This window comes from Streptomyces sp. NPDC012466 (assembly GCF_042955215.1).
Lineage (GTDB): Bacteria > Actinomycetota > Actinomycetes > Streptomycetales > Streptomycetaceae > Streptomyces.
In genome coordinates this window covers 680,824-702,982 of sequence record NZ_JBIBEQ010000001.1, presented here as the reverse complement: position 1 = coordinate 702,982, position 22,159 = coordinate 680,824, and the positions used below count along the sequence as shown (strand labels likewise).

Below are 22,159 nucleotides of genomic sequence, written 5' to 3'. Positions count from 1 at the left end.
CGCGAGCGCAGACCCGCCCCGCCCGGTTTCCGCGGACAGAAGGTGACCGCAAGCCTTCCTAGGGTCGTGCCATGACTCAGACCCAGAGGATTCTTGTCACAGGCGCCACCGGAACCGTCGGCCGTCAGGTCGTCGCCGAGCTGCTCCAGCGCGGGCACGAGGTGCGTGCCTTGACGCGCGACGCGGCGAGGGCCGCCTTCCCGGCCGGTGTCGACGTCATCGAGGGCGACCTGACCGAGCCGGAGACCCTGGCCCCGGCCCTGGAGGGCGTCACCGGCCTCCATCTGATCACTTTCGGCGGTGCCGCCTTCAGCCCGCTGGAGACCGGCCCCCGGATCCTGGAGCTCGCCCGTTCGGCCGGGGTCCGCCGGGTCACCGTGCTGCACGGCGGCGGCCCCACCCCGCTGGAAGACGCGGTGCGCGCCGACGACGGCGTGGACTGGACCGTGCTCATGCCGGTGGAGTTCATGGCCAATGCCCTGGAGTGGGCGGACGGGATCGTCGCCTCGGGCGAGGTGCGGGAGCCGTTCGTGGACCGGCTGAGTGCCATGGTCCACGAGGGGGACATCGGCGCCGTCGCGGCCGTCGCGCTCACGCAGGAGGGGCACGGCGGCCAGACGTACGTGATCACCGGCCCCGACGTGCTCACCGTCGGGGACAAGGTGAAGACGATCGCCGCCGCCGCCGGCCGCGAGATCGCCCTGGTCGAACTGACCGAGGAACAGGCCCTCGCGCAGTGGCGGGCGGCGGGCCTGCCCGACGACGTCATCGGCTTCCTGCGGGAGGCGTACGGGAACACGCCGGAGGTGGGCCGCACGGTCTCCGGCACCGTCGAGCAGGTCACCGGCAGCCCGGCACGCCCCTTCGCCCGGTGGGCCGCCGAACACGCGGACGCCTTCCAGGGGCGGTCGTGACTGTCTCGTATTGAGACACCCGGACCGCGGCGACGTCCGTCAAGATCGGCAAGGGGGTGTGACCGCAGCAAGGTGCGGCCGTCGGCATGCGAGAAATCGCCGCCCGTACGGCCGCACACCCGAAGAAAGGTGACCACCATGGCCCTCGCACTGCTCCGGCGCCGGTGGCTCAAGAACACCCCCGCCGCAGCGGCGGGCCTCGCCCTCCCCCTCCCCTCCGGCGCGGGTGCCGTCGCCCGCGAGGTCGTCGACCCGATGGGCTCGCCCCTGGCGGCCGCGGACGTCACCGTCACCGCCCTGGACACCCACCGCGTCGCCGTCCGCGGCACGACCGACCCGTACGGCTACTTCCTCGCGGCGCTGCCGCCCGGCCGGTACAGCCTGCTCATCTCGGCGGAGGGCCTGCGGCCGCACCGCGAGACGATCGAGACGGGCCCGGGCACCCCGACGGCCACCGAGCGCGTCTGGCTGCAACCCGCCGAGGCGCTCCAGCTCCCGACGGCGGGGACCTGGCTCTTCGACCCGCCGCACACCGCGATCCGGTTCATCGCCAAGCACGTCGGCATGGCCCATGTCCACGGCCGCTTCGAACGCTTCGAGGGCGGCATCCGGATAGCCCCGAACATGACCGACTCCCGCGTGCACGTCCGCATCGACGCCTCCAGCATCACCACCGGCAACACCACCCGCGACAACCACCTGCGGTCCGCCGACTTCCTCGATGTCGAGCGCTTCCCGCACATCGACTTCACGAGCTCGCGCTTCGCCTACCGGGGCGGCAGCAAGTGGACGCTGCAGGGTTCCCTCACGATGCACGGCGTCAGCCGCTCGGTGGCCCTGGACACGACGTACCTCGGCACCGTGAACGGCGGTTACGGGCAGGAGCTGCGCTGCGCCGCCCTCGCCACGGCGGAACTCCACCGCGAGGACTACACGCTGAACTGGCGTTCCATGCTGGCCCGGGGCATCGCCGTGGTCGGCCCGACGGTCCAACTGGAGCTGGACGTCCAGGCGATGTACCGCACCCACGACACTCCGACTCCGCCGGAGTAGGGGTCTGGCCCCCCAGGCGACACAGCTCTCACGGAACCATAAGAAGCGACGGCTAAGTTCGTAGCGGCCACAACGCACAAGGGGGGCGCATGAAGTGGGCAATGAGCGACGACTACGCCGCTCTCATCACCACGATCATCCTGGCCGTACTGCTCATCGGGACGGTACAGACGTACACCCTCCTGCGAGCATGGACGAACTCGTATGCAGAGACAGCCGGTCACTACGTCGAAGCGCATAATCGCGTCGTGGCTGCTGTCACAGCGGGCAACGACCCGGACAGCGAAGACCTCGAGCTGATCAGCGCAGTCGCCGCCCCTCGTCGCCTACTGCTCCTGGCCTGGCCGGCGGTGACCGCAGGCTCAGCCTGGCTGACGGTGTGCGCGCTGCTCGTCACGGTGCAGATCAAAGTGCTTCTCTGGTCTGCCACTCACCAGCCGGAGACGGACCCGCAACTGGCCAGATGGGCCTTCTATGTCACATCCGGATCTGTTGTCCTGCTCCTCATGGAAGGGCTCGTCCGAGCCGCGCTGCAGGGGTTGTTCGGAGTCAGGCGGTCCCTGAGCGGCTACACACCACTCGATGCTCAAACACGTGACGGCTTCTACAAGGCGATCGCCCAGCACGCCCGAAACCGAGATCGCGGAACCCAGTAGACGCTGAGGCGTCGCTGTTCCGCTGCACTGGTCACGCACCGTGCTCTCGGCTCCGTCGTACGGACGAGCCGCGCTCACCCGGCATCCGGCCACACCTCCGGAAGCCGGGGCGGTTCCGCGTCGGTCCGCCGTTCCGACGCCCGGGCGTTCTCCTCCCGCAGGGCCGTCAGCCACGGCCACAGATCGGGCAACGGCTGCTGCGCGCACGCCAGTCGGTGCTCGATCCGGCAGCGCTGCGATCCGTCCGGCGGGCACACGCCGTACAGCGCGACCCGGCCGTCCGACAGAGTGATCCACCGGTGCCCCGCGGGCACGAGATGCGCCGGCACCTCCACCTCCGGTTCCAGCAGAACCCATTCGTGCTCCAGCGTCGCCACGCGATCCTGCGGCAACCGGCAGTGCGGACACACGTACGGGCCGCCCCGTAACCGGCGCAGCCCCTCGTCCATAGCCCCCATACGGCCAGCGTCCGCAGTCACCGCCGCGGCGAGAAGAGCGCGAACCGGACGAGGGGGCTGAGCCGCGTCGGCACCACGGAGGCGCGGTGAGACTCGGCAGGTTCAACCGGCAACCACCGTCGCATCCCCGATGGCCGGGACGCGACGAAACCCCGACCGTCCCCGCACCCGCGGCGAACCGCCGATAATCCCTGGCCCCCACCCCTCCGGTCTTCCTACACTCACGCACATACCCGCGCCGCCCACCATCCGAGCGGCGCGCCGATGTGACGAAACGAAGGGAGACGGCCATGCGTGACCACGCCGCTGTCGTCGTCTCCCTGCCGCGCTACGAGGTGATCCTCGTGTCTTTCGTCGCCCCGGTGCCCGCTGCGCGGCGGCACCGGCTGTCCGGGATGAACGCCTGACCACACCAGGACACTGACATATCGTCAGGTCCAGGTGACGTCTGCCCGCCTCGCCCGGAAATCGCGCTGCCCCCTTTTCTGACCGCATCGAAAGGCCCTGGGCCGTGCGCACCCACCTCAACCCGCTCGCCGTCGTCCGCAACCTCGGCATCCTCGCCCACGTCGACGCCGGCAAGACCACCGTCACCGAACGCATCCTCTTCGCCACCGGCACCACCCACAAACGCGGCGAGGTCCACGACGGCACCACCGTCACCGACTTCGACCCGCAGGAGCGCGACCGGGGCATCACCATCTTCGCCGCGGCGGTGAGCTGCGCCTGGGACGGTCACCGGATCAACCTCATCGACACTCCGGGGCACGTCGACTTCGCCGACGAGGTGGAGCGTGCCCTGCGGGTGCTCGACGGCGCCGTGGCCGTGTTCGACGCCGTGGCCGGAGTGGAGCCGCAGAGCGAGTCGGTGTGGCGGCAGGCCGACCGGCACGGCGTGCCGAGGATCGCCTTCGTCAACAAGATGGACCGGGCCGGCGCCGACCTCGACGCGGCCGTGGCGTCGATCCGGGAGCGATTGCACCCGGCGCCCCTGGTCGTGCAGTTGCCGATCGGCACGGAGGACACCTTCACCGGCGTCGTCGACCTGGTGCGCATGCGTGCGCTGCTGTGGACCGACGGCGACGCCGTCGAGGAGACACCGGTACCGGACGGCCTGCGCGACGAAGCCCTCGTCCGCCGCCGCACGCTGGAGGAGGGCGTGGCGGAGCTGCACCCGGGCGCGCTGGAGGAGTTCTGCGACACGGGCACGCTCTCCGAGGAGACGCTCTCCTCGGCGCTGCGCGCGCTGACCCGTGACGGTGACGGAGTGGTCGTGCTGTGCGGCTCGGCGTACCGCAACCGCGGTGTCGAACCGCTGCTCGACGCGGTCGTGGCCTATCTGCCGTCGCCGCTCGACGTGCCGCCGGTGCGCGGCACGCACGACGGCGAGGAGCAGGAGCGGCCCGCCGACCCGGACGCACCGGCGACCGCCCTCGCGTTCAAGGTGCACGCCACCTCGACGGGACGGCTGACGTATCTGCGGATCTACTCGGGCACCATCGAGAAGGGAGACACCCTGTGGGACGCGACCGCGCGGCGCACCGAGCGCATCGGGCGGATCCTGCGCGTGCGGGCCGACCGGCACGCCCCGCTGGAGCGGGCCGTCGCCGGGGACATCGTCGCCGTCGTCGGGCTGAAGTCGGCCCGGCCCGGATCGACCCTGTGCGCGCAGGGCGCCCCGCTCGTGCTGGTGCCGCCGGGGGTGCCCGAGCCGGTGGTGTCGGTCGCGGTCGAGTCCCGTCGTGCCGGCGACACGGACCGGCTGGCGTCGGGGCTGGCGCGGCTGACCGAGGAGGATCCGTCGCTGGTCGTGCGGACCGACCCGGAGACCGGGCAGACGGTGCTGTCCGGTATGGGTGAACTGCATCTGGAGGTGGCGGTGGAAAAGCTCCGGCGCGAACTGGGGCTGGAAGTCAACGTCGGCCGCCCGAGGGTCAGTTGTCGCGAGACCGTGGGCCGGGGCGTGTCCGGGCTGGTGTTCCGGCACGTCAAACAGGACGGCGGGGCAGGGCAGTTCGCCCATGTCGTCCTCGATGTGGAGCCGTACGAGGAGGGAGGTTTCGACTTCCGGTCCGCCGTCGTCGGCGGGCGGGTGCCGCAGGAGTACGTCCGGGCGGTCGAGGCCGGCTGCCGGGACGCCCTCGCCGAGGGGCCGCTCGGCGGGCACCCGGTCACCGGGCTGCGCGTCACGCTCACCGACGGGGCGACCCATGTGAAGGACTCCTCGGACACGGCGTTCCGCACGGCCGGCCGGCTCGGCCTCCGCGAGGCCCTGCGCGCCTGCGCGATGGTCCTGCTGGAGCCGGTCGTCGAGGTCACGGTCACCGTGCCCGAGGACGCGGTCGGCGGTGTGCTCGGCGATCTCGCCGCCCGGCGAGGGCGGGTGACCGGCTCGGTCACCCGCGGGGGCGCGGCGGTCGTCACGGCCACCGTGCCACTGGCCGAACTGTTCGGCTACGCGACCCGGTTGCGCAGCCGGACGCAGGGCCGGGGCACCTTCACGGCCCGGCCCACCGGCTACGCGCCGGCGCCGGCAGTGACGCCGGCGCGGTAGCCGAGGCGCCGACCCCTCCCTTCCCGACCGGAAGGGAGGGGCCGGTCGTTCACGGGTACGACACCACCGTCGACGGCACCGTGGACGTCCCCGACGTGGGCGCCCCCGTGTCGTTGATGACGCACTCGTACTGGCCGTTACCGCCCAGCGAGACCACGAGCAGGTCGTGGAAGCGCACCCCGGGCCGGTTCGGCGCCGCGAAGCCGTGGTGCTGGACGATGGTCGGGTCGACGTTGTAGTAGCAGTAGCTGCCCAGGCCCCAGCCCTCGTGGCTGGTCACGTCGTTCCCGACCCGGTAGGCCGCGTACCCCTTGACGGAACCGTTCTGTATCGCGGCCTGGTTCGGCGCGTCGTACGCCTTCTCGTTCTGGTAGAAGATCGTCCGGCCGCGCTCGCCGAACCACTGCACGTCGTACTTGTTGAAGTGCTCGACGAACAGGCCGGTCGCCAGCACGTCGTGGCCGTTGACGACCACGCCGTAGTCCGCGCGGTTGGTCTCCCAGCCGACGCCGTCACCGTGGTCGGCGCGCCAGACCCAGGTGTGGTCGACGATGGTGTGCCGGCTGTTGACGACCATGCTGGTGGTGGCCTTGCCCGGACCCGCCCCGCCGATGCGGATGAACACGTCCTGGACGGTGGTCGGGTTGGCGGAGTGGTCGCGGGAGGCGCCCCTCGGGCCGATCTCCAGCAGCGTGGCGGAGTTGACCGGCCCGGCGTCGACGAGGAACCCGGCCAGCCGTACCCCGTCGACGTCGGCGACCTTCAGCGCGGTGACGCCGTTGTCGGGGATGAGCGTGGCGTAGCCGAGACCCAGCACCACGGTGCCGGCGCGGTCGACCCTGACCGGCTGGTCGAGGTGGTAGATCCCCGGCGTCAGCAGGAGGTGGAGTCCTTCGGCGAGGGCCTGGTTCAGCGTGGCCGCCGAGACGCCGGGCTTGGCGACGTAGAAGCGCGACAGGGGCAGCGAGGTGCCCCGCGGCGTGCCGTTGCCCCAGGTGACGCCGCGGGCGTTGGTCCGCTTCTCGGGCAGGAAGACCCGGTACTCGCTGCCGTTGAGGTACAGGAACGGCTTCTCGCGGGAGACCGGCGTGGTGTTCAGCGTGGTGTACGGCGGGTTCGGGAAGCCCTGCGCGGGGGCGCCCTCGACGCCGGAGAACACCATGTTCCACACGCCGTTGAGCCAGCCGCCGATCGCGCTGTCCCGGGTGTACCACTGCTGCTGCGAGTAGGGCTGCACCTGGCCGTCGATCCGGCTGTCGGCGATGTAGCCGCCGCTGGACCAGCCGTAACCGGTCGGGGCGAGGTTCAGGTTGCCGCGGACGTGCATCCGGCGGAACGGGGCCGCCTGCGAGACCGCCCAGCGGTTGGTGCCGTTCACGGGGACGACCGCGAGGTTCTCCGCCGAACGCCAGAAGTTCTGCGTGGCGTTGCCGTTGAACCAGCCCGCGTCGACGGTGATGTCGCCGTTGATGGTGGTGTCGTCGGGGGAGAGGCCGAGGCCGGAGACGGAGGTGTAGAAGCCGATCTGCGCGTTGAGGCCGTGGTAGGTGCCGGGCTTGAACAGCAGCTGGTAGCGGCCGGTGCCGAACTGGGCCGATTCCTGCTGCCGGAAGACCTCGTCCAGTCTGGCCTGGATGCCGGGCGTGGCCGGGTCGAAGACCAGCACGTTCGGGCCGAGGTCGCCGCCGCCGGGCAGGGCGCGCGGCTTCCTGCGCGCGGGCCGTTCGCGACCGGTCGGGGTGGCCTGGGCGGCCGAGGCCGTACCGGGCAGCGCGGCCAGCGCGGAGGTGGCCGCGGCGGCACCGAGAACGGCCCGGCGGCCGGGGCCGGGCAGGCGGGATGACGGGGAGTCAGCAGGCATGGGGCGGCTCTCCTGGTTCAGGAAGTGAACGGAGTGGGGTGCGGGGAGCGCTCTCTCGCCGCTGAATGGTTCATCCGTGGAACAGATGCGTCAAGGGGTCCGGCGAGAGTTCCAAGAGTGTGTCGAAACCCTTGACGGGGCTGCCTTCCACGGATTAACTCACGTCCTAAATTAAGCCATGACGGCTCCCTCGCGACGGGGGAGACGTACTCCCGTACTCCCGGAAGGGCCAGGAGCAGCCATGCGCAGCATCCGAGCCGCGGCGGCAGGCGCCGTCACACTGTCACTCGCCCTCGCGGCCACGGCCTGCGGAGGCGGCTCCGCGACCGGCGGCGGATCGAACGACTCGCCCAAGACGCTCACCTACTGGGCGTCCAACCAGGGCGCCAGCATCGAGGTCGACAAGAAGGTCCTCCAGCCCGAACTCGACAAGTTCGAGAAGCAGACCGGCATCAAGGTGAAGCTGGAGGTCGTCCCCTGGTCGGACCTGCTGAACCGGATCCTCACCGCCACCACCTCCGGCCAGGGCCCGGACGTGCTGAACATAGGCAACACCTGGAGCGCCTCGCTCCAGGCCACCGGTGCACTGCTGCCCTGGGACGCCGAGAACTTCGACAAGATCGGCGGCAGGGACCGGTTCGTCGACTCGGCGCTCGGCTCCACGGGCGCCGAGGGCAAGGACCCGGCGGCGGTGCCGCTGTACTCGATGTCGTACGCGCTCTACTACAACAAGAAGATGTTCGCCGACGCGGGCATCTCCCAGCCGCCGGCCACCTGGGACGACCTCGTCGCCGACGGGAAGAAGCTCTCCACGGACGGCAAGTGGGCCCTGGGCATGGAGGGCTCGAACCCGTCGGAGAACATCCACCACGCGTTCGTCTTCGCCAAGCAGCACGGCGCCGACTTCTTCACCGCCGACGGCAAGCCCGACTTCACGAACGACGGGACGGTCGCCGCGGTCAAGCAGTACGTCGACCTGATGGCCAAGGACAAGGTCATCGCGCCGGGCAACGCCGAATACGCGCAGAACCAGTCGGTCAGCGACTTCGCCAAGGGCAAGACGGCGATGCTGCTCTGGCAGTCCGCCTCCGCCAACCTCGAGTCCCAGGGCATGAGCAAGGACGACTACGGCATCGCCCCCGTGCCCGTGCGGTCCGGCACCCCCGGCACCGGCAAGCAGGTCAACTCGATGGTCGCGGGCATCAACCTGGCCGTCTTCAAGAACACCGACAACATCGACGGCGCCACGAAGTTCGCGAAGTTCATGACGAGCGACGCCGAGCAGAAGATCCTCAACAAGGCCTACAGCACGATTCCGCCCGTCAAGTCGGCCCAGGCGGACGCCGCCTTCGCCACCCCGGCCAACACCGTCCTGAAGGACACCCTGGCGCACAGCGCCGTGGCGCTGCCGCAGGTCGCCGACGAGTCCCAGTTCGAGACGGCGGTCGGCACGGCCATCAAGGGCCTGTTCGCCGACGCGGCCGCCGGACGCGCGGTCACCACCGGCTCGGTGAAGGCGGCCCTGGAGAAGGCCCAGCAGCAGATGCCGGCGGCCTGAACGACATGACCACCACGGTTGAAGCCGGCACGCCGCCGGTCCGCAAGAGCCCGCCCGGCGCGGCGCGCGGCCCCCGCCGCCGCACCGGGCGCGTCCGCCGCGTCGGCCTGCCCTATCTGTTGCTCCTGCCCGCCCTGCTCCTCGAACTCCTCGTCCACCTGGTGCCGATGGTGATCGGCATCGTCATGAGCTTCAAGGAGCTCACACAGTTCTACATCCGCGACTGGGGCGCCGCCCCCTGGTCCGCCCTCGACAACTACAAGGTGTCGGTGGACTTCGACGCCCCGGTCGGTGAGGCACTGCTCCACTCCTTCCTCGTCACCGTCGCCTTCACGGTGCTGTCGGTGGGCCTGTGCTGGCTGACCGGCACGGCCGCGGCGGTCTTCATGCAGGACACCTTCCGGGGCCGCGGCCTGCTCCGGGCCCTGTTCCTCGTCCCGTACGCGCTGCCGGTCTACGCGGCCGTCATCACCTGGGTCTTCATGTTCCAGCACGACAACGGCCTGGTGAACCACGTCCTGCACGACCAGCTGGGCCTCACCGACAAGCCGTCCTTCTGGCTCATCGGCGACAACAGCTTCATCGCGCTGCTGACCGTGTCGGTGTGGAAGGGCTGGCCGTTCGCCTTCCTCATCGTCATGGCCGGCCTGCAGAACATCCCGCGCGAGCTGTACGAGGCGGCCGCCCTGGACGGCGCCGGCGTCTGGCAGCAGATCCGCCGGATCACCCTGCCGTCCCTGCGCCCGGTCAACCAGGTCCTGGTCCTGGTCCTCTTCCTCTGGACGTTCAACGACTTCAACACGCCGTTCGTCCTGTTCGGCAGGACCGCGCCGGAGGCCGCCGACCTCATCTCGGTGCACATCTACCAGGCGTCGTTCGTCACCTGGAACTTCGGCACCGGCTCCGCGATGTCCGTCCTGCTGCTGCTGTTCCTGCTGCTGGTCACGGGCGGATACCTCGCGCTCACCTCGCGCGGACGGAGGACCGCCCCATGAGCACGTCCCCCACGCCCACGTCCCCCATGGCCCCGCCCCGCTCGTTCCTGTGGTCCCGGCGGGTCTTTCTGACCCTGCTGACGGGTTTCGTGCTGGTCCCGGTCTACGTCATGGTCTCCAGCTCGCTGAAGCCCCTGGCCGATGTGACGGGCACGTTCCGCTGGCTGCCGAGCGAGCTGACGATCCGCCCCTACATCGACATCTGGTCGACGGTCCCGCTGGCGCGCTACTTCGTCAACTCCCTGGTCGTGGCCGGGGCGGCGACGGTCTGCTCGGTGGTCATCGCGGTCTTCTCCGCCTACGCGGTGAGCCGCTACGACTTCCGCGGCAAACGGGTCTTCACCGTCACCGTCCTGTCCACGCAGATGTTCCCGGGCATCCTCTTCCTGCTGCCCCTGTTCCTGATCTACGTCAACATCGGCAACGCGACGGGGATCGCCCTGTTCGGCTCGCGCGGCGGCCTGATCCTGACGTATCTGACGTTCTCGCTCCCGTTCTCGATCTGGATGCTGATCGGCTACTTCGACTCGGTGCCGCGCGACCTGGACGAGGCCGCCCTGGTCGACGGCTGCGGCCCGCTCGGCGCGCTGTTCCGGGTCGTCGTCCCGGCGGCCGTCCCCGGCATCATCGCGGTCGCGGTCTACGCCTTCATGACCGCCTGGGGCGAAGTCCTGTTCGCCTCGGTGATGACCAACGACACCACCCGCACCCTCGCCGTCGGCCTCCAGGGCTACTCCACCCTCAACGACGTGTACTGGAACCAGATCATGGCCGCCTCGCTGGTCGTCAGCGTTCCCGTGGTCGCGGGCTTCCTGCTGCTCCAGCGCTACCTCGTGGCCGGCCTGACGGCGGGAGCCGTCAAGTGACCGACTCGCCCGTTCTCGAAGGGACTTCCGTGACCATCGACCTCGCCGCACTCCCGCACGACTTCCTGTGGGGCACGGCCACCTCGGCGTACCAGATCGAGGGAGCCGTGGCGGAGGACGGCCGTTCGCCGTCGATCTGGGACACGTTCTCGCACACCCCCGGGAAGACCGCCGGCGGCGACCACGGCGATGTCGCCTGCGACCACTACCACCGCTGGCGCGAGGACATCGCCCTGATGCGCCGGCTGGGTGTGAACGCCTACCGTCTGTCGGTCGCCTGGCCGCGCGTCGTTCCGGGCGGCGACGGCCCCGTCAACGCCAAGGGCCTCGCCTTCTACGACGAGTTGGTCGACGGCCTGCTGGAGGCGGGCATCACCCCGTCCGTCACCCTCTACCACTGGGACCTGCCGCAGACGCTCCAGGACCGGGGCGGCTGGCCGGAGCGCGACACCGCCTCGGCGTTCGCGGAGTACGCCTCGGTCGTCGCCGGGCGCCTGGGCGACCGCGTCACCCACTGGGCCACGCTCAACGAGCCCCTGTGCTCGGCGTGGATCGGTCACCTCGAAGGCAAGATGGCACCCGGCCTGACGGACCTCACGGCCGCCGTCCGGGCCTCCTACCACCTGCTGCTCGGCCACGGACTGGCGGCCCGGGCGATCCGCGCGGCGGCCCCGGCGGCACAGGTCGGCATCGTCAACAACCTCTCCACCATCCACCCCGCCACCGACCGCCCCGAGGACGTCGCCGCCGCCCGCCGCATGGACGGCCACACCAACCGCTGGTGGCTCGACCCGGTGCACGGCAGGGGCTTCCCGGCGGACATGCGCGAGCTCTACGGCGTCGAACTCCCGGAACGGCCCGGCGACTCGGCGGCCATCGCCGCCCCGCTGGACTGGCTGGGCCTGAACTACTACTTCCCGCAGACCGTCGCCGACGATCCCGACGGCCCGGCGCCGTACGCCCGGGCCGTACGCCGGGACGGCGTCGCGCGCACCGGCATGGACTGGGAGATCGACGCGAGCGGCATCGAGTCGCTGCTGCTGCGGCTCACCGACGACTACGGAGCGCGCCGGCTGTACGTCACGGAGAACGGCTCGGCCTACCCCGACGTCGTCCGCCCCGACGGCACGGTCGACGACCCCGAGCGCCAGGACTACCTGCTGCGGCATCTCCAGGCCTGCGCCTCCGCCGCTCGCAAGGGCGCCCCGCTGGCCGGCTACTTCGCCTGGTCGCTGCTGGACAACTTCGAGTGGGCGTACGGCTACGAGAAGCGGTTCGGCCTCGTCCACGTCGACTACGCCACGCAGAAGCGCACGATCAAGGGCACGGGACACCGGTACGCCGATGTCGTCCGGGCCCACCGAGGTCAGGCGCGCAGGGCCGCCTGATCCACGAACGCCGGGGTGGGCGGGGATGCGGGAGTCCACGCCCACCCCGGCTCACCCTCTTTGGAATGTCAGGTGCACGTCATCAATTGCCCCGTAATCGGAGGAGAGCCATGCCGTCCCGTACGCCCCGCACCCTCCTGACCGCCCTCGCGACCCTCGCGCTGCTGACCGCGGGCCCCGCCCTCGCGGCCCCCGCCCCCGAGACGCCGGCCGCGGCAGCCGCCTGGGACACCGACCGCGCGGCAGCCGCCTACACCGTGGACCCGGCCGCCGTCACGGCGTCCGGCAGCGAGAACGCCGACACGTCCCCCGGCCGCGCCTTCGACGGCCTCGGCTCCACCCGCTGGTCCAGCGACTTCTCCGACACCGCCTGGATCCGCGTCGACCTCGGCTCGACGATCCGCGTCGACCGGGTCGTCCTGGACTGGGAGGCCGCCTACGGCAAGCACTACGTCCTCGAAGCCTCGAAGAACGGCACCGACTGGACCCCCTTCTACACGGAGACGGCCGGAACCGGGGGCTCGGTCACGGCCCACACGTACCCCCAGGAGGTCACGGCCCGCTACGTCCGCCTGCGCGGCGTGGAACGCGCCACCCCCTACGGCTACTCGCTCTGGTCGATGAAGATCTACGGCGGCGAACCGGCTCCCGCGTCCGCGACCCGCACCAACCTCGCCCTGAACCACCCCGCCTACGCGAACTCCTACCAACACGCGGGCAACTCTCCGGCGTTCGTCACGGACGGCGGCCGGCCGGCCGATCTGAAGGCGGATGCGACGCGCTGGTCGAGCGACTGGAACGCGAACCGCTGGGTCTCGGTCGACCTCGGCGCGCCCGCGACCATCGACACGGTCGATCTCTACTGGGAGGCGGCCTACGCCGTCGACTACGAACTCCAGGTCTCCGACGACAACCGCACCTGGCGCACGGTGTACCGTCCGTCCGCGGCCGAGGTGGCGTCCCGCCGCGCGAACGTCACGTCACCGGCGGAGGCCGTCGGTCTGCACGACTCGATACGCCTCCCGCAGTCGGCCACGGCCCGCTACGTCCGCATGCTCGGCAAGGAGCGCCGCTCCTTCCACAACCCGGCCCCGGCCACGGCCCAGTTCGGCTACTCGCTCTACGAGTTCCAGGTCTGGGGCACGGGCGGCAGCGCGACGGCCGCGTACCCCGCGCTCCCCGCCGACCAGCCGGGCACCTACCGCACCACCTTCTTCGACGACTTCACGACACCCGGACTCGACCGCTCCAAGTGGCGGGTCGTACGCACCGGCACGGAGATGGGCACGGTCAACGGCGAGGCGCAGGCGTACGTCGACTCCGCGGACACCATCCGTACGGAGAACGGTGCACTGGTGCTGTCGGCCGGGCACTGCAAGGGCTGCACCCGAGCGGGCGGCGCCACCTACGACTTCACCTCCGGCCGCATCGACACCCACACCCGGTTCGACTTCACCTACGGCAAGGTCAGCGCCCGCATGAAGCTCCCGGTGGGCGACGGCTTCTGGCCGGCCTTCTGGCTGCTGGGCAGCGATGTCGACGACCCCTCGGTCGGCTGGCCGTCCTCCGGCGAGACCGACATCATGGAGAACGTCGGCTACGCCGACTGGACGAGCACGGCCCTGCACGGCCCCGGCTACTCGGCGGACGGCAACGTCGGCGCCCGCCAGACCTACCCGTCGGGCGGTCGCGCGGACGAATGGCACACCTACGCGGTGGAGTGGACCCCCACGACGATGCGCTTCTCCGTCGACGACCGCCTGGTCCAGGAGACGACCCGCAACAAGCTGGAGTCGACCCGGGGCGCGTGGGTCTTCGACCACGACCAGTACGTGATCCTCAACCTGGCCCTGGGCGGCGCGTACCCGGCGGGCTGGAACAAGGTGACGACGCCCTACTGGGGTCTGCCGCAGTCGAGCGTGGACCGGATCGCGGGCGGGGGAGTGCGGGCGGAGGTGGACTGGGTTCGGGTGGAGCAGAAGGGCTGAGTCGCCGCAGCCGTACGCAGAGAGGTCCTGCGTGGCGAGGAGTCGTCGAGGCGGCGGACCAGGTGATTCCCGGCTTCTAGGCCTGAACGGCGGCCGTCGTGGGGTCTGCCCCCGCCCCGAAGCCCGGCACGGGCCCGGTGAGGTCCGGGTCGCCGAACTCCGCGCGCAGCGCCTGGAAGGCGGTCACCTTGTCCTCGCCGAAGCGGCGGATGTGGGCGGCGTATTCGTCGGGGGAGAGGAACGCCGACGGCCGGGACTTGGTGTGGAACTTGTCCGCGTACATCACCAGCCTCTCCTCCTCCGTCACCGCCACGTAGTCGGCGGGAGGGAGGGGCAGTCCCTGCCTCACGATGTCGTGCCGCGTGAGTCCCACGCCGGTGTGGTGGGAGCAGAAACGGCGCAGGGTTTCGGGGAAGTCCTCCGCTTGGAGGATCTCGTCGCCGAGCAGGCCGTGCCTGATGTAGTTCCGGTGGTCCAGGCGTCCGTCGCCGTCGTAGAGGCGGTAGACGCCGATGTCGTGCAGGAGGCAGCCGGCGCGGACCAGATCGGCGTCGAGGTGAGAGAGGTGGGGCGCCGAAAGAAGCTGCTCGGCGATTCCCCAGACGATCTCGCAGTGCGTGTGGACGAGGGTGAACGCCTCGGCGGTGGGCGCGTACTTCTCGTGCAGCGCTCGAATCTCTGCGGGGCCCGGAATGCTCACCGGAGGAGCCTAACAACCGCCGATCCCGCTCGGTCGGCCAGTTCCCGCGTCGCCGGTTTTCACGCGATGGGGTGGTGCTGCGGAGAAGCGGGCACGGGCCGGCTTCGCGGGCCGTTCGAGCGGGTGACGGGGACTTCTGGTCCGTGATCACCACTTCATCGGAGCACTCCATGAGCCTGCACTTCCACCGCAACCCCGACGGCACGACGACCGGGCGCAACGAGGCCAACGGCTTCACCGTGACGCATGCCGAAGAAGAAGAGGTCAAGCGGCAGTTGTACGAGGACGCCGGGTGGGAGTACACGCCTCCACCGCCTCCGGTTCCACCCGGGTTCCACCGGTTCTCCTTGGCGCACGACGAGTTCAGGGCCTCCGGGTTCGGGGACGAGAGGTATGCGGGGCTGCGGGCGCGTCCGCCCGAGGGGTGTGTACCGGTCGACTGGGGGTGCTTCGCCCTGGAGTGTGTGCGGCCCGGCAAGACGCTGATGGACGCGGTCACCGGCACCGTCGCGGAGGTCCGCCGGGAGTACGGGCTGGTGATGAACAGTCTGGGCGTCGAGAAGCCCCAGGAGTGGTTCGACGCGGACGACAAGAACGGCTACGCGGCGAAGACCGTCGCGCACTTGGTGCTGATGGCCGCCGACCGCGCGAGACTGCTCGGGTACAGGCGCAAGGAATTGGTCCGGCTGCTCGATGCCACGGGGATCGAGTAGGGGGCGAAGACGGCTGACGCCCGGCGGAAATCCCGTTGCCCAGGACGCCACCTGCTGACAAGGTCGCGCCCATGCCCACCTTCTCCGCTCCCGACGGCACCACCTTGGCCTATCACCAGGACGGGGACGGTCCGCCCCTGCTCTGTCTCCCCGGTGGTCCCATGCAGGACTCCGTCTACCTGGGGGATCTGGGCGGGCTGACGGCCCACCGCACCCTGATCCGGCTGGACCTCAGGGGTACGGGCCGGTCCGCGGTGCCGGCCGATTCGGCGTCCTACCGCTGCGATCGGCTGGTCGGCGATGTCGAGGCGCTGCGCGCGGAGTTGGGTCTGGAGCGGGTGGATCTGCTCGGTCACTCCGCGGGGGCGAACCTGGCCGTGCTGTACGCGGCCCGGTATCCGGATCGGGTGGGGCGGCTGGCGCTCGCCACGCCCAGCGTCTTCGCCGTCGGGCTGGACGTCACCGTCGAGGACCGGCTGGAGACGGCCCGTCTGCGCCGGGGCGAACCGTGGTTCGCCCCGGCGTACGCCTCCCTGGAGGCCGTCACGTCCGGCCGGGCGGCCCCCGCCGACTGGGACGCCGTGGCGCCCTTCTGGTTCGGCCGCTGGGACGACGCGGCGCGCGCGTTCCGTGCGGCGGAGCGGCGGCAGCGCAACGACGAGGCCGCGGCCCTGTACGCCTCCGAGGGCGCCTTCGACCCGGGCGTCACGCGTGCCGCTCTCGCTGGGTTGCCCGCACCGGTGCTCGTCCTCGCCGGGGAGTACGACATCGCCGCGCCCCCGCGGGTGATGAAGGAGTACACCGGGTTGTTCGCTCGGGCGGAGCTGGTCGTGCAGAGCGGGGCGGGGCACTTTCCGTGGCGCGACGGGGCGGGGGCGTTCGTGACGGCCCTGGCGGCCTTCCTGGGTCAGGCGTCCGCTCCGCTGCCCGGGACGTAGTCGGGGTCCACCTGCGCCGCCAGGTCCTCGCCCGTGCGGGCGTCCGCCCAGGCCCGGACGTTGCGCAGGTGGAACTCGACCGCGTGACGGTGGAGCCGGTCCCAGTCGCGCGGGTGGGAGTCGACCGTCTCGCGCAGCACCCCGAGGGCGTGGCGGTTGTGCGGCTCCAGCGACGCCAGTGCGTCCGGGCCGGGCTCCGTGCGGCCCTGCTCGGCCGCGCGGATCCAGGGGGAGTGGACCAGGTGGGTCAGGAGGTCGTCGCCCACCTGTTCCTTGAGGAAGAGCAGGTCGTCCTCGCTGGTGACCTTGTTGCCGACGACCGCGATGCGGATGCCGAACTGTTCCGCGTGATCGCGGTACTGGCGGTAGACGGAGACGCCCTTGCGGGTGGGTTCCGCCACCAGGAACGTGATGTCGAAGCGGGTGAACAGACCCGAGGCGAAGGCGTCCGCGCCCGCCGTCATGTCGACCACGACGTACTCGCCGGGGCCGTCCAGCAGATGCCCGAGATAGAGCTCGACCGCGCCGAGCTTGGAGTGGTAGCAGGCCACGCCCAGGTCCGACTCGTCGAACTCGCCCGTGACCATCAGCGGGACACCGCCCGCCCGGCCGACGTGCCGGGCGTGCAGTTCGTCGTCGCCCAGCGGGCGCAGCAGGCGGGAGCCGCGGCCCGGCGGGGTCGTCTTGATCATCGCCTCGGGTGAGGTGATGCGCGGATTCGTGCCCCGCAGGTACCTCTTGATGTCGGGCAGGTGCGCGCCCAGAGGAGGCGCGGGCTTCTCCTCACCGCCGAGCGCCTCGGCCAGGTGCTGGTTGATGTCGCCGTCGATGGCGAGGACCGGGGCGCCGGAGCGCACCAGGTGGCGGGAGAAGAGCGCGGACAGCGTGGTCTTGCCGCTGCCGCCCTTGCCGACGAACGCGATCCTCATGATCGCCCCACCTTTTTGAAAATGGATGTCATGTGGTCAGGTTTAGGGAGTGATCCACGTCGGTGTCAAATCGGCTGCGCCGTAAGGGATTTGGCGATGCCCCTGGCGTGGATCACCCGGTTGACCGGCGTGTTCCGCTTGATGCGTAGGCTGTGCAGGTGCGTCCATCGAGCATCAAGAGCCGCGCCCGGTTCCTCACCGCCCTGGTCCTCGCGCCGTGTCTCACCGGCTGTTTCGTCTCTCCCGGCGGGGAGTCGTCACCGCAGGGCGGGCCGTCGGGAACCCGACTGCGCGTCGCCCTCGCCTTCCCTCCCGCCGAGAACCTCTCGCCGTACGGGGCCGACGCCACGCTGCTCAGCAGGCTCGGCGTCACCGAAGGCCTGACCGCCCTGGACGCCAACGGCGCCGCCGCCCCCGCACTCGCCCGGTCCTGGCGCCGGGAGAACGACCGCACCTGGCGCTTCACCCTGCGCGAGGCCACCTTCCAGGACGGCACGGACGTCACCCCCGCCGCCGTGGCCGCCGCGCTCACCCACGCCACGAAGGCCGAGCCCGCACCCGCCGCCCTGACCGGCGTCGCCCTCACGGCCGAGCCGGACGGCGACAGCGGCATCCGCGTCACCACCGCCGCGCCCGACCCCGTCCTGCCCATGCGCCTGGCCGGGCCGAGCCTGGCGATCCTCTCCCCGAAGGCGTACGGGAAGAAGGGCGACCCCACCCCGGTCGGCACCGCCACCGGACCCTTCGAGATCACCGAGGTCAACGGCGGTGGCTCCGCCACGCTCGACCGCTACGACGACCACTGGGCCGGCCTCGCCCACGCCTCCGGCATCGACGCGCGCTTCATCAAGGACGGCACCGCACGCGCCAACGCCGTCCGCACCGGCGACGTCGACATCTCCGAGGCGATCCCCGCCGCCCAGGCCGCCACCCTCGACAAGGCCACCCTCAGGGAAGCCGGCACCACCCGGACCACCAGCCTTCACCTCAACACGTCGGCCGGACCCTTCAAGGACCCGGAGCTGCGCGCGGCCGCCCGCACGGCGATCGACCCCTCCGCCCTGGTCGAGGGCGTCTTCGAGGGCTACGCCGACCCGGGCGCCGGCATCTTCGGACCCGCCGTCACCTGGGCCGAGAGCAAGCGGGTGAAGCCCACCGGGCGCGCGAAGGCCGCCCGGCCCGACGGTACGTCGATCACCCTCGCCACCTACGACAACCGGCCCGAACTCCCCGAGGTCGCCCAGGTCGTGCAACAGCAGCTCAGGAAGGGCGGCTTCACGGTCAAGCTGGAGGTGCGCGAGTACTCCCGGCTGGAGAGCGACGCGCTGGCCGGGACGTTCGACGCGTTCATCGGCGCCCGCAACAGCCTCCTGGACACCGGCGACCCCGTCGGCGTCCTCGGCAGCGACTACACCTGCGACGGCGGCTACAACCTGGCCCGCCTGTGCGACGACAAGGCCGACCGGGCCGTCGCCGAGGCCGTCGGGACCGACGGCACCGGTGAGCGCCAGGACGCCGCCATGGCCGCCGAGGCCGCGATCCTCGGCACGGACGCGGTCGTGCCGCTGGTCCACCAGCGGATCGTGGCCGGCGTCTCCACCGAGGTCCGGGGCGTGCTGCTCGACCCGTACGAGCGGACCCTGGTGGGCGCGGGAACGCGCCGCTGACCGGCCCGTTCAGGCAGGCAGCTTGGTGTCGACCACGCAGCTGATCTCGACGAGCTGACCGGGAAAGGTCAGTTCGGTGACGCCCAGGGCCGTGCTGACCGGGCGGTGGGTGCCGAAGTACGCCCGGTTGCCCTTCGCCACCACCTCGGCGTTGCCCACCAGGTCCACGGCGTACAGCGTCTGGGACACGACCTGATTGCGGGTGGCACCGTAGTGGGCCAGGACCTTGTCGAGGTTGACGTAGGTCCGCTCGAGCTGCGCGGCCACGTCGTCCTCGGGGTGGAAGACACCCGCCTCGTTGAACGAGAGCTGCCCGGAGACGTGGATCAGATCACCGGACCTGATCGCCTGCGCGTAGCCGAAGTGGTGCTCGGCCGGGATGCCGTGGTCGTAGACGTCGATGGTGGTCACAGTCGGTGTCCTTCCGTCGAGCGCGAACCCGCGCTCTCTTGCGGTTACTCGGAAACCGTAGGAGAGTGACCGCCGACCTGGAAGAACGCACTTTTCCGTGACGGGGGAACCTGATGGTGACCAAGCAGGTGAGAGACCTGCCGGAGAACGCGGACCTGCGCAGGGCGGACTCCCTGGCGCGGGAGATCTTCTCGGACGTCGCCAACAAGTGGGCGCTGCTGATCATCGAGGCCCTCGGGGAACGCACCCTGCGCTTCAGCGCGTTGCGCGACGAGGTCGAGGGCGTCAGCCACAAGATGCTGACCCAGAACCTGCGAATGCTGGAGCGCAACGGCCTGGTCTCCCGGAAGGTGCACCCCACCGTGCCGCCCAAGGTCGAGTACACGCTCACCGAACCGGGCCGGGCCCTGCGCGCCACGGTCGACGCGATCTGCGGCTGGACCCATGAGTACCTCGGTCAGATCGAGGCGGCGCGCGGCCGGTTCGACGTGTGACCGCCCACGGCCCCCGCCGTCAGCCCGCGACCAGTTCCCGTACCTGCCGCGGGGCCACCGGCTCCTCGACGCGCGAGGTCCGGTACAGCCACAGCACATCCCGCCCGAACGACCAGACCAGCAGGCCCAGTGCCAGGGCCGCGACACCGAAGTTGGCCGCGTGGGGCAGCAGACCGGCGCCCGCCAGCAGCAGGAGCACACCCTGGAGCGCGGCGACGGTCTTGCGGGCGGTGCTCGGCGGGAGTGCGGCGTTCAGCCAGGGCCACACCTTGGCCGCGGCGACGAAGACGTAGCGCATACCGCCGATCGCCAGCACCCACGGGCCCAGTTGCATGGACACGTACACGCTCAGCACCAGGATGAGGAACGCGTCGACCTCCATGTCGAAACGCGCGCCCAGCGGGGTCGAGGTGCCGGTGCGGCGGGCGACCTTGCCGTCCACGCCGTCGAGGATCAGCGCCACCGCCGTCAGGCCGACGAACAGCGACACGGGCGGCGAGCTCTGGAAGGAGTCGGCGACCAGGGCGGTGACCCCGCCGACGAGGGTGGCCCGGCCGAGGGTGACCCGGTTGGCCGCGCCGAACGAGCGCAGCCGCGAGCGGTGCAGGGCCCGGGAGAGCACCGCCCAGGTGGCGATCGCGAACGCGAGGCCCGTCAGCCAGCCCGCCGGCCCCATCCCGATCGCCGTGCCGATCAGGGCCAGCAACAGGACCTGCACGCCCGCCCCCAGGGCGGTCTCCTGTTGTACGAGCCTCGCGTCGTAAGTGTTGTTCAGGGCCACCGAACGTCCTCCGGCCGTGTGACAGAGTCGATCAACGCCGCTACGTTGTGCGCGGCCTGTGCACCCCTCGGTACGCAAGCAGCTTCCCGATCGTTCAGGAGGACTTCGATGAAGCACACCGCACGGGCGTTCTGGATCGACTCGCCTGGGCGAGGCGCGATCCGGGACGTCACCCTGCCCGCGCCCGGCGAGGACGAGGTGCTCGTCCGGACGCTGTTCTCCGGCGTGAGCCGCGGCACCGAGACGCTCGTCTTCCGCGGCGGCGTGCCCGTCAGCCAGCACACGGCCATGCGCGCACCGTTCCAGGAGGGCGACTTCCCGGGCCCGGTGAAGTACGGCTACCTCAACGTCGGCGTGGTGGAGGAGGGGCCCGAGGAGCTCACCGGCCGTACGGTGTTCTGCCTCTACCCGCACCAGACGCGCTACGTCGTGCCGGCCACCGCCGTCACCCCCGTCCCGGACACCGTGCCCGTCGAACGGGCCGTGCTCGCCGGGACCGTGGAGACCGCCGTGAACGCCCTGTGGGACGCCGCGCCCCTGGTCGGCGACCGGATCGCCGTGGTCGGCGGTGGCATGGTCGGCTGCTCGGTGGCCGCCCTCCTCGCCCGGTTCCCCGGCGTCCGCGTCCAGCTGGTCGACGCAGACCCCTCCCGCGCGAAGATCGCCGAGGCGCTCGGCGTCGGCTTCGCCACCCCGCAGGACGCCGACGGGGACCGCGACCTGGTCGTGCACGCCAGTGCCACGGAACAGGGCCTCGCGAGGTCCCTGGAGCTCCTCACCGCCGAGGGGACCGTCCTCGAACTCAGCTGGTACGGCGACCGGCAGGTCAGTCTCCCGCTCGGTGAGGCCTTCCACTCCCGGCGGCTCGTCATCCGCAGCAGCCAGGTCGGCACCGTCTCCCCGGCCCGCGCGAACCGCACCTACGCCGACCGGCTCGCCGTCGCCCTGGACCTGCTCGCCGACCCCGCGCTCGACGCGCTGATCACCGGTGAATCCGCCTTCGAGGACCTGCCGGAGGTGCTGCCCCGACTGGTCTCCGGCGAGGTCCCCGCGCTGTGCCACCGCGTCCGTTACGACGAGAACGACGGACCCATCGGCTGACGATTCGTTCCATCCGGTACGAGTTCGCCACGACAAGAGCGCCTGACCTGAGAAAAGACGTACCGACGGCTGAACAAGGGAAGGCAAGGAGCCGTACTACTCGGCATCCCCGGCACCGAGAGCGGGGAGCAGAC

General features: G+C 70.9%; 20 protein-coding genes. 14 read left to right on the top strand and 6 right to left on the bottom strand.

Annotated features, from left to right (window positions below; translation table 11 throughout):
* The first annotated feature begins 71 nt into the window (after positions 1-71).
* The 3 genes from ACFY9E_RS03185 to ACFY9E_RS03175 all read left to right on the top strand — a co-directional run bounded on the left by ACFY9E_RS03185 (position 72) and on the right by ACFY9E_RS03175 (position 2,623).
* Positions 72-914 (top strand): NAD(P)H-binding protein, encoded by an 843-nt coding sequence (locus ACFY9E_RS03185; protein WP_390978817.1) that lies wholly within the window; start codon positions 72-74, stop codon positions 912-914.
* Between the two features lie 138 nt (positions 915-1,052).
* On the top strand, positions 1,053-1,967 hold the full coding sequence (locus ACFY9E_RS03180) for a YceI family protein (protein WP_390978815.1): 915 nt from the start codon (positions 1,053-1,055) through the stop codon (positions 1,965-1,967).
* 101 nt (positions 1,968-2,068) lie between these two features.
* Complete coding sequence (locus ACFY9E_RS03175; protein WP_390978814.1) at positions 2,069-2,623, top strand: hypothetical protein; 555 nt, start codon at positions 2,069-2,071, stop codon at positions 2,621-2,623.
* 74 nt (positions 2,624-2,697) lie between these two features.
* On the opposite strand, the gene ACFY9E_RS03170 is transcribed toward ACFY9E_RS03175, so the two are convergent.
* Positions 2,698-3,081, bottom strand: a complete 384-nt coding sequence (locus ACFY9E_RS03170; RefSeq protein WP_390978812.1) for a DUF6083 domain-containing protein — start codon at positions 3,079-3,081, stop codon at positions 2,698-2,700.
* A 511-nt stretch (positions 3,082-3,592) separates the two neighbouring features.
* Here ACFY9E_RS03170 and fusA point away from each other — a divergent pair.
* A complete protein-coding gene (fusA, locus tag ACFY9E_RS03165) occupies positions 3,593-5,635 on the top strand; it encodes an elongation factor G (protein ID WP_390978810.1) in 2,043 nt (680 codons plus the stop codon).
* 49 nt (positions 5,636-5,684) lie between these two features.
* On the opposite strand, the gene ACFY9E_RS03160 is transcribed toward fusA, so the two are convergent.
* Entirely contained in the window at positions 5,685-7,496 is a 1,812-nt protein-coding gene (locus ACFY9E_RS03160; RefSeq protein WP_390978808.1) for a coagulation factor 5/8 type domain-containing protein, read from the bottom strand.
* Positions 7,497-7,737: 241 nt separating this feature from the next.
* Between ACFY9E_RS03160 and ACFY9E_RS03155 the strand changes: the two genes are divergently transcribed.
* From ACFY9E_RS03155 to ACFY9E_RS03135, 5 genes are all read left to right on the top strand, one after another.
* Positions 7,738-9,054, top strand: a complete 1,317-nt coding sequence (locus ACFY9E_RS03155) for an extracellular solute-binding protein (protein WP_390978806.1) — start codon at positions 7,738-7,740, stop codon at positions 9,052-9,054.
* A 5-nt stretch (positions 9,055-9,059) separates the two neighbouring features.
* On the top strand, positions 9,060-10,049 hold the full coding sequence (locus ACFY9E_RS03150) for an ABC transporter permease subunit (protein ID WP_390978804.1): 990 nt from the start codon (positions 9,060-9,062) through the stop codon (positions 10,047-10,049).
* Positions 10,050-10,075: 26 nt separating this feature from the next.
* Entirely contained in the window at positions 10,076-10,915 is an 840-nt protein-coding gene (locus ACFY9E_RS03145; protein WP_390980274.1) for an ABC transporter permease subunit, read from the top strand.
* Positions 10,916-10,944: 29 nt separating this feature from the next.
* Positions 10,945-12,303 (top strand): GH1 family beta-glucosidase, encoded by a 1,359-nt coding sequence (locus ACFY9E_RS03140; RefSeq protein WP_390978802.1) that lies wholly within the window; start codon positions 10,945-10,947, stop codon positions 12,301-12,303.
* Positions 12,304-12,413: 110 nt separating this feature from the next.
* Positions 12,414-14,291, top strand: coding sequence for a discoidin domain-containing protein (locus tag ACFY9E_RS03135; RefSeq protein ID WP_390978800.1), 1,878 nt, complete (start codon positions 12,414-12,416; stop codon positions 14,289-14,291).
* Between the two features lie 76 nt (positions 14,292-14,367).
* On the opposite strand, the gene ACFY9E_RS03130 is transcribed toward ACFY9E_RS03135, so the two are convergent.
* Complete coding sequence (locus tag ACFY9E_RS03130) at positions 14,368-14,991, bottom strand: HD domain-containing protein (protein WP_390978798.1); 624 nt, start codon at positions 14,989-14,991, stop codon at positions 14,368-14,370.
* A 170-nt stretch (positions 14,992-15,161) separates the two neighbouring features.
* On the opposite strand from ACFY9E_RS03130, the gene ACFY9E_RS03125 reads away from it, so the two are divergent.
* Together ACFY9E_RS03125 and ACFY9E_RS03120 are read left to right on the top strand one after the other, a co-directional pair.
* Positions 15,162-15,704 carry a hypothetical protein gene (locus ACFY9E_RS03125; RefSeq protein WP_390978796.1) on the top strand — a complete coding sequence of 181 codons (543 nt, stop codon included), beginning with the start codon at positions 15,162-15,164 and terminating at the stop codon, positions 15,702-15,704.
* Between the two features lie 71 nt (positions 15,705-15,775).
* Entirely contained in the window at positions 15,776-16,642 is an 867-nt protein-coding gene (locus ACFY9E_RS03120; protein ID WP_390978794.1) for an alpha/beta fold hydrolase, read from the top strand.
* Here the strand turns inward: ACFY9E_RS03120 and ACFY9E_RS03115 are convergent.
* Positions 16,612-17,571, bottom strand: a complete 960-nt coding sequence (locus ACFY9E_RS03115; protein ID WP_390978792.1) for an ATP-binding protein — start codon at positions 17,569-17,571, stop codon at positions 16,612-16,614. The genes ACFY9E_RS03120 and ACFY9E_RS03115 overlap by 31 nt on opposite strands.
* Before the next feature lie 152 nt (positions 17,572-17,723).
* Between ACFY9E_RS03115 and ACFY9E_RS03110 the strand changes: the two genes are divergently transcribed.
* Positions 17,724-19,238, top strand: a complete 1,515-nt coding sequence (locus ACFY9E_RS03110) for an ABC transporter substrate-binding protein (RefSeq protein ID WP_390978790.1) — start codon at positions 17,724-17,726, stop codon at positions 19,236-19,238.
* 9 nt (positions 19,239-19,247) lie between these two features.
* Here the strand turns inward: ACFY9E_RS03110 and ACFY9E_RS03105 are convergent, their stop codons facing one another.
* The gene (locus ACFY9E_RS03105; RefSeq protein ID WP_390978788.1) at positions 19,248-19,649 is read right to left on the bottom strand and encodes a Rid family hydrolase; all 402 of its coding nucleotides are present in this window, start codon (positions 19,647-19,649) and stop codon (positions 19,248-19,250) included.
* A gap of 113 nt (positions 19,650-19,762) precedes the next feature.
* Here ACFY9E_RS03105 and ACFY9E_RS03100 point away from each other — a divergent pair, with 113 nt between their 5' ends.
* Complete coding sequence (locus ACFY9E_RS03100; RefSeq protein ID WP_390978786.1) at positions 19,763-20,143, top strand: winged helix-turn-helix transcriptional regulator; 381 nt, start codon at positions 19,763-19,765, stop codon at positions 20,141-20,143.
* 19 nt (positions 20,144-20,162) lie between these two features.
* Here ACFY9E_RS03100 and ACFY9E_RS03095 read toward each other — a convergent pair whose 3' ends face one another.
* A complete protein-coding gene (locus ACFY9E_RS03095; protein ID WP_390978784.1) occupies positions 20,163-20,924 on the bottom strand; it encodes a CDP-alcohol phosphatidyltransferase family protein in 762 nt (253 codons plus the stop codon).
* 108 nt (positions 20,925-21,032) lie between these two features.
* Here ACFY9E_RS03095 and ACFY9E_RS03090 point away from each other — a divergent pair, with 108 nt between their 5' ends.
* Positions 21,033-22,025 (top strand): zinc-binding alcohol dehydrogenase, encoded by a 993-nt coding sequence (locus tag ACFY9E_RS03090; RefSeq protein ID WP_390978782.1) that lies wholly within the window; start codon positions 21,033-21,035, stop codon positions 22,023-22,025.
* The last annotated feature ends 134 nt before the right edge of the window (positions 22,026-22,159 follow it).

Coding starts and splice junctions, on each gene's coding strand:
- ACFY9E_RS03150 (WP_390978804.1), top strand. CDS start 9,060: ATGACCACCACGGTTGAAGCCGGCACGCCGCCGGTCCGCAAGAGCCCG.
- ACFY9E_RS03135 (WP_390978800.1), top strand. CDS start 12,414: ATGCCGTCCCGTACGCCCCGCACCCTCCTGACCGCCCTCGCGACCCTC.
- ACFY9E_RS03090 (WP_390978782.1), top strand. CDS start 21,033: ATGAAGCACACCGCACGGGCGTTCTGGATCGACTCGCCTGGGCGAGGC.
- ACFY9E_RS03180 (WP_390978815.1), top strand. CDS start 1,053: ATGGCCCTCGCACTGCTCCGGCGCCGGTGGCTCAAGAACACCCCCGCC.
- ACFY9E_RS03125 (WP_390978796.1), top strand. CDS start 15,162: ATGAGCCTGCACTTCCACCGCAACCCCGACGGCACGACGACCGGGCGC.
- ACFY9E_RS03170 (WP_390978812.1), bottom strand. CDS start 3,081: ATGGGGGCTATGGACGAGGGGCTGCGCCGGTTACGGGGCGGCCCGTAC.
- ACFY9E_RS03145 (WP_390980274.1), top strand. CDS start 10,076: ATGGCCCCGCCCCGCTCGTTCCTGTGGTCCCGGCGGGTCTTTCTGACC.
- ACFY9E_RS03100 (WP_390978786.1), top strand. CDS start 19,763: ATGGTGACCAAGCAGGTGAGAGACCTGCCGGAGAACGCGGACCTGCGC.
- ACFY9E_RS03155 (WP_390978806.1), top strand. CDS start 7,738: ATGCGCAGCATCCGAGCCGCGGCGGCAGGCGCCGTCACACTGTCACTC.
- ACFY9E_RS03175 (WP_390978814.1), top strand. CDS start 2,069: ATGAGCGACGACTACGCCGCTCTCATCACCACGATCATCCTGGCCGTA.
- ACFY9E_RS03120 (WP_390978794.1), top strand. CDS start 15,776: ATGCCCACCTTCTCCGCTCCCGACGGCACCACCTTGGCCTATCACCAG.
- ACFY9E_RS03185 (WP_390978817.1), top strand. CDS start 72: ATGACTCAGACCCAGAGGATTCTTGTCACAGGCGCCACCGGAACCGTC.
- ACFY9E_RS03115 (WP_390978792.1), bottom strand. CDS start 17,571: ATGAGGATCGCGTTCGTCGGCAAGGGCGGCAGCGGCAAGACCACGCTG.
- ACFY9E_RS03160 (WP_390978808.1), bottom strand. CDS start 7,496: ATGCCTGCTGACTCCCCGTCATCCCGCCTGCCCGGCCCCGGCCGCCGG.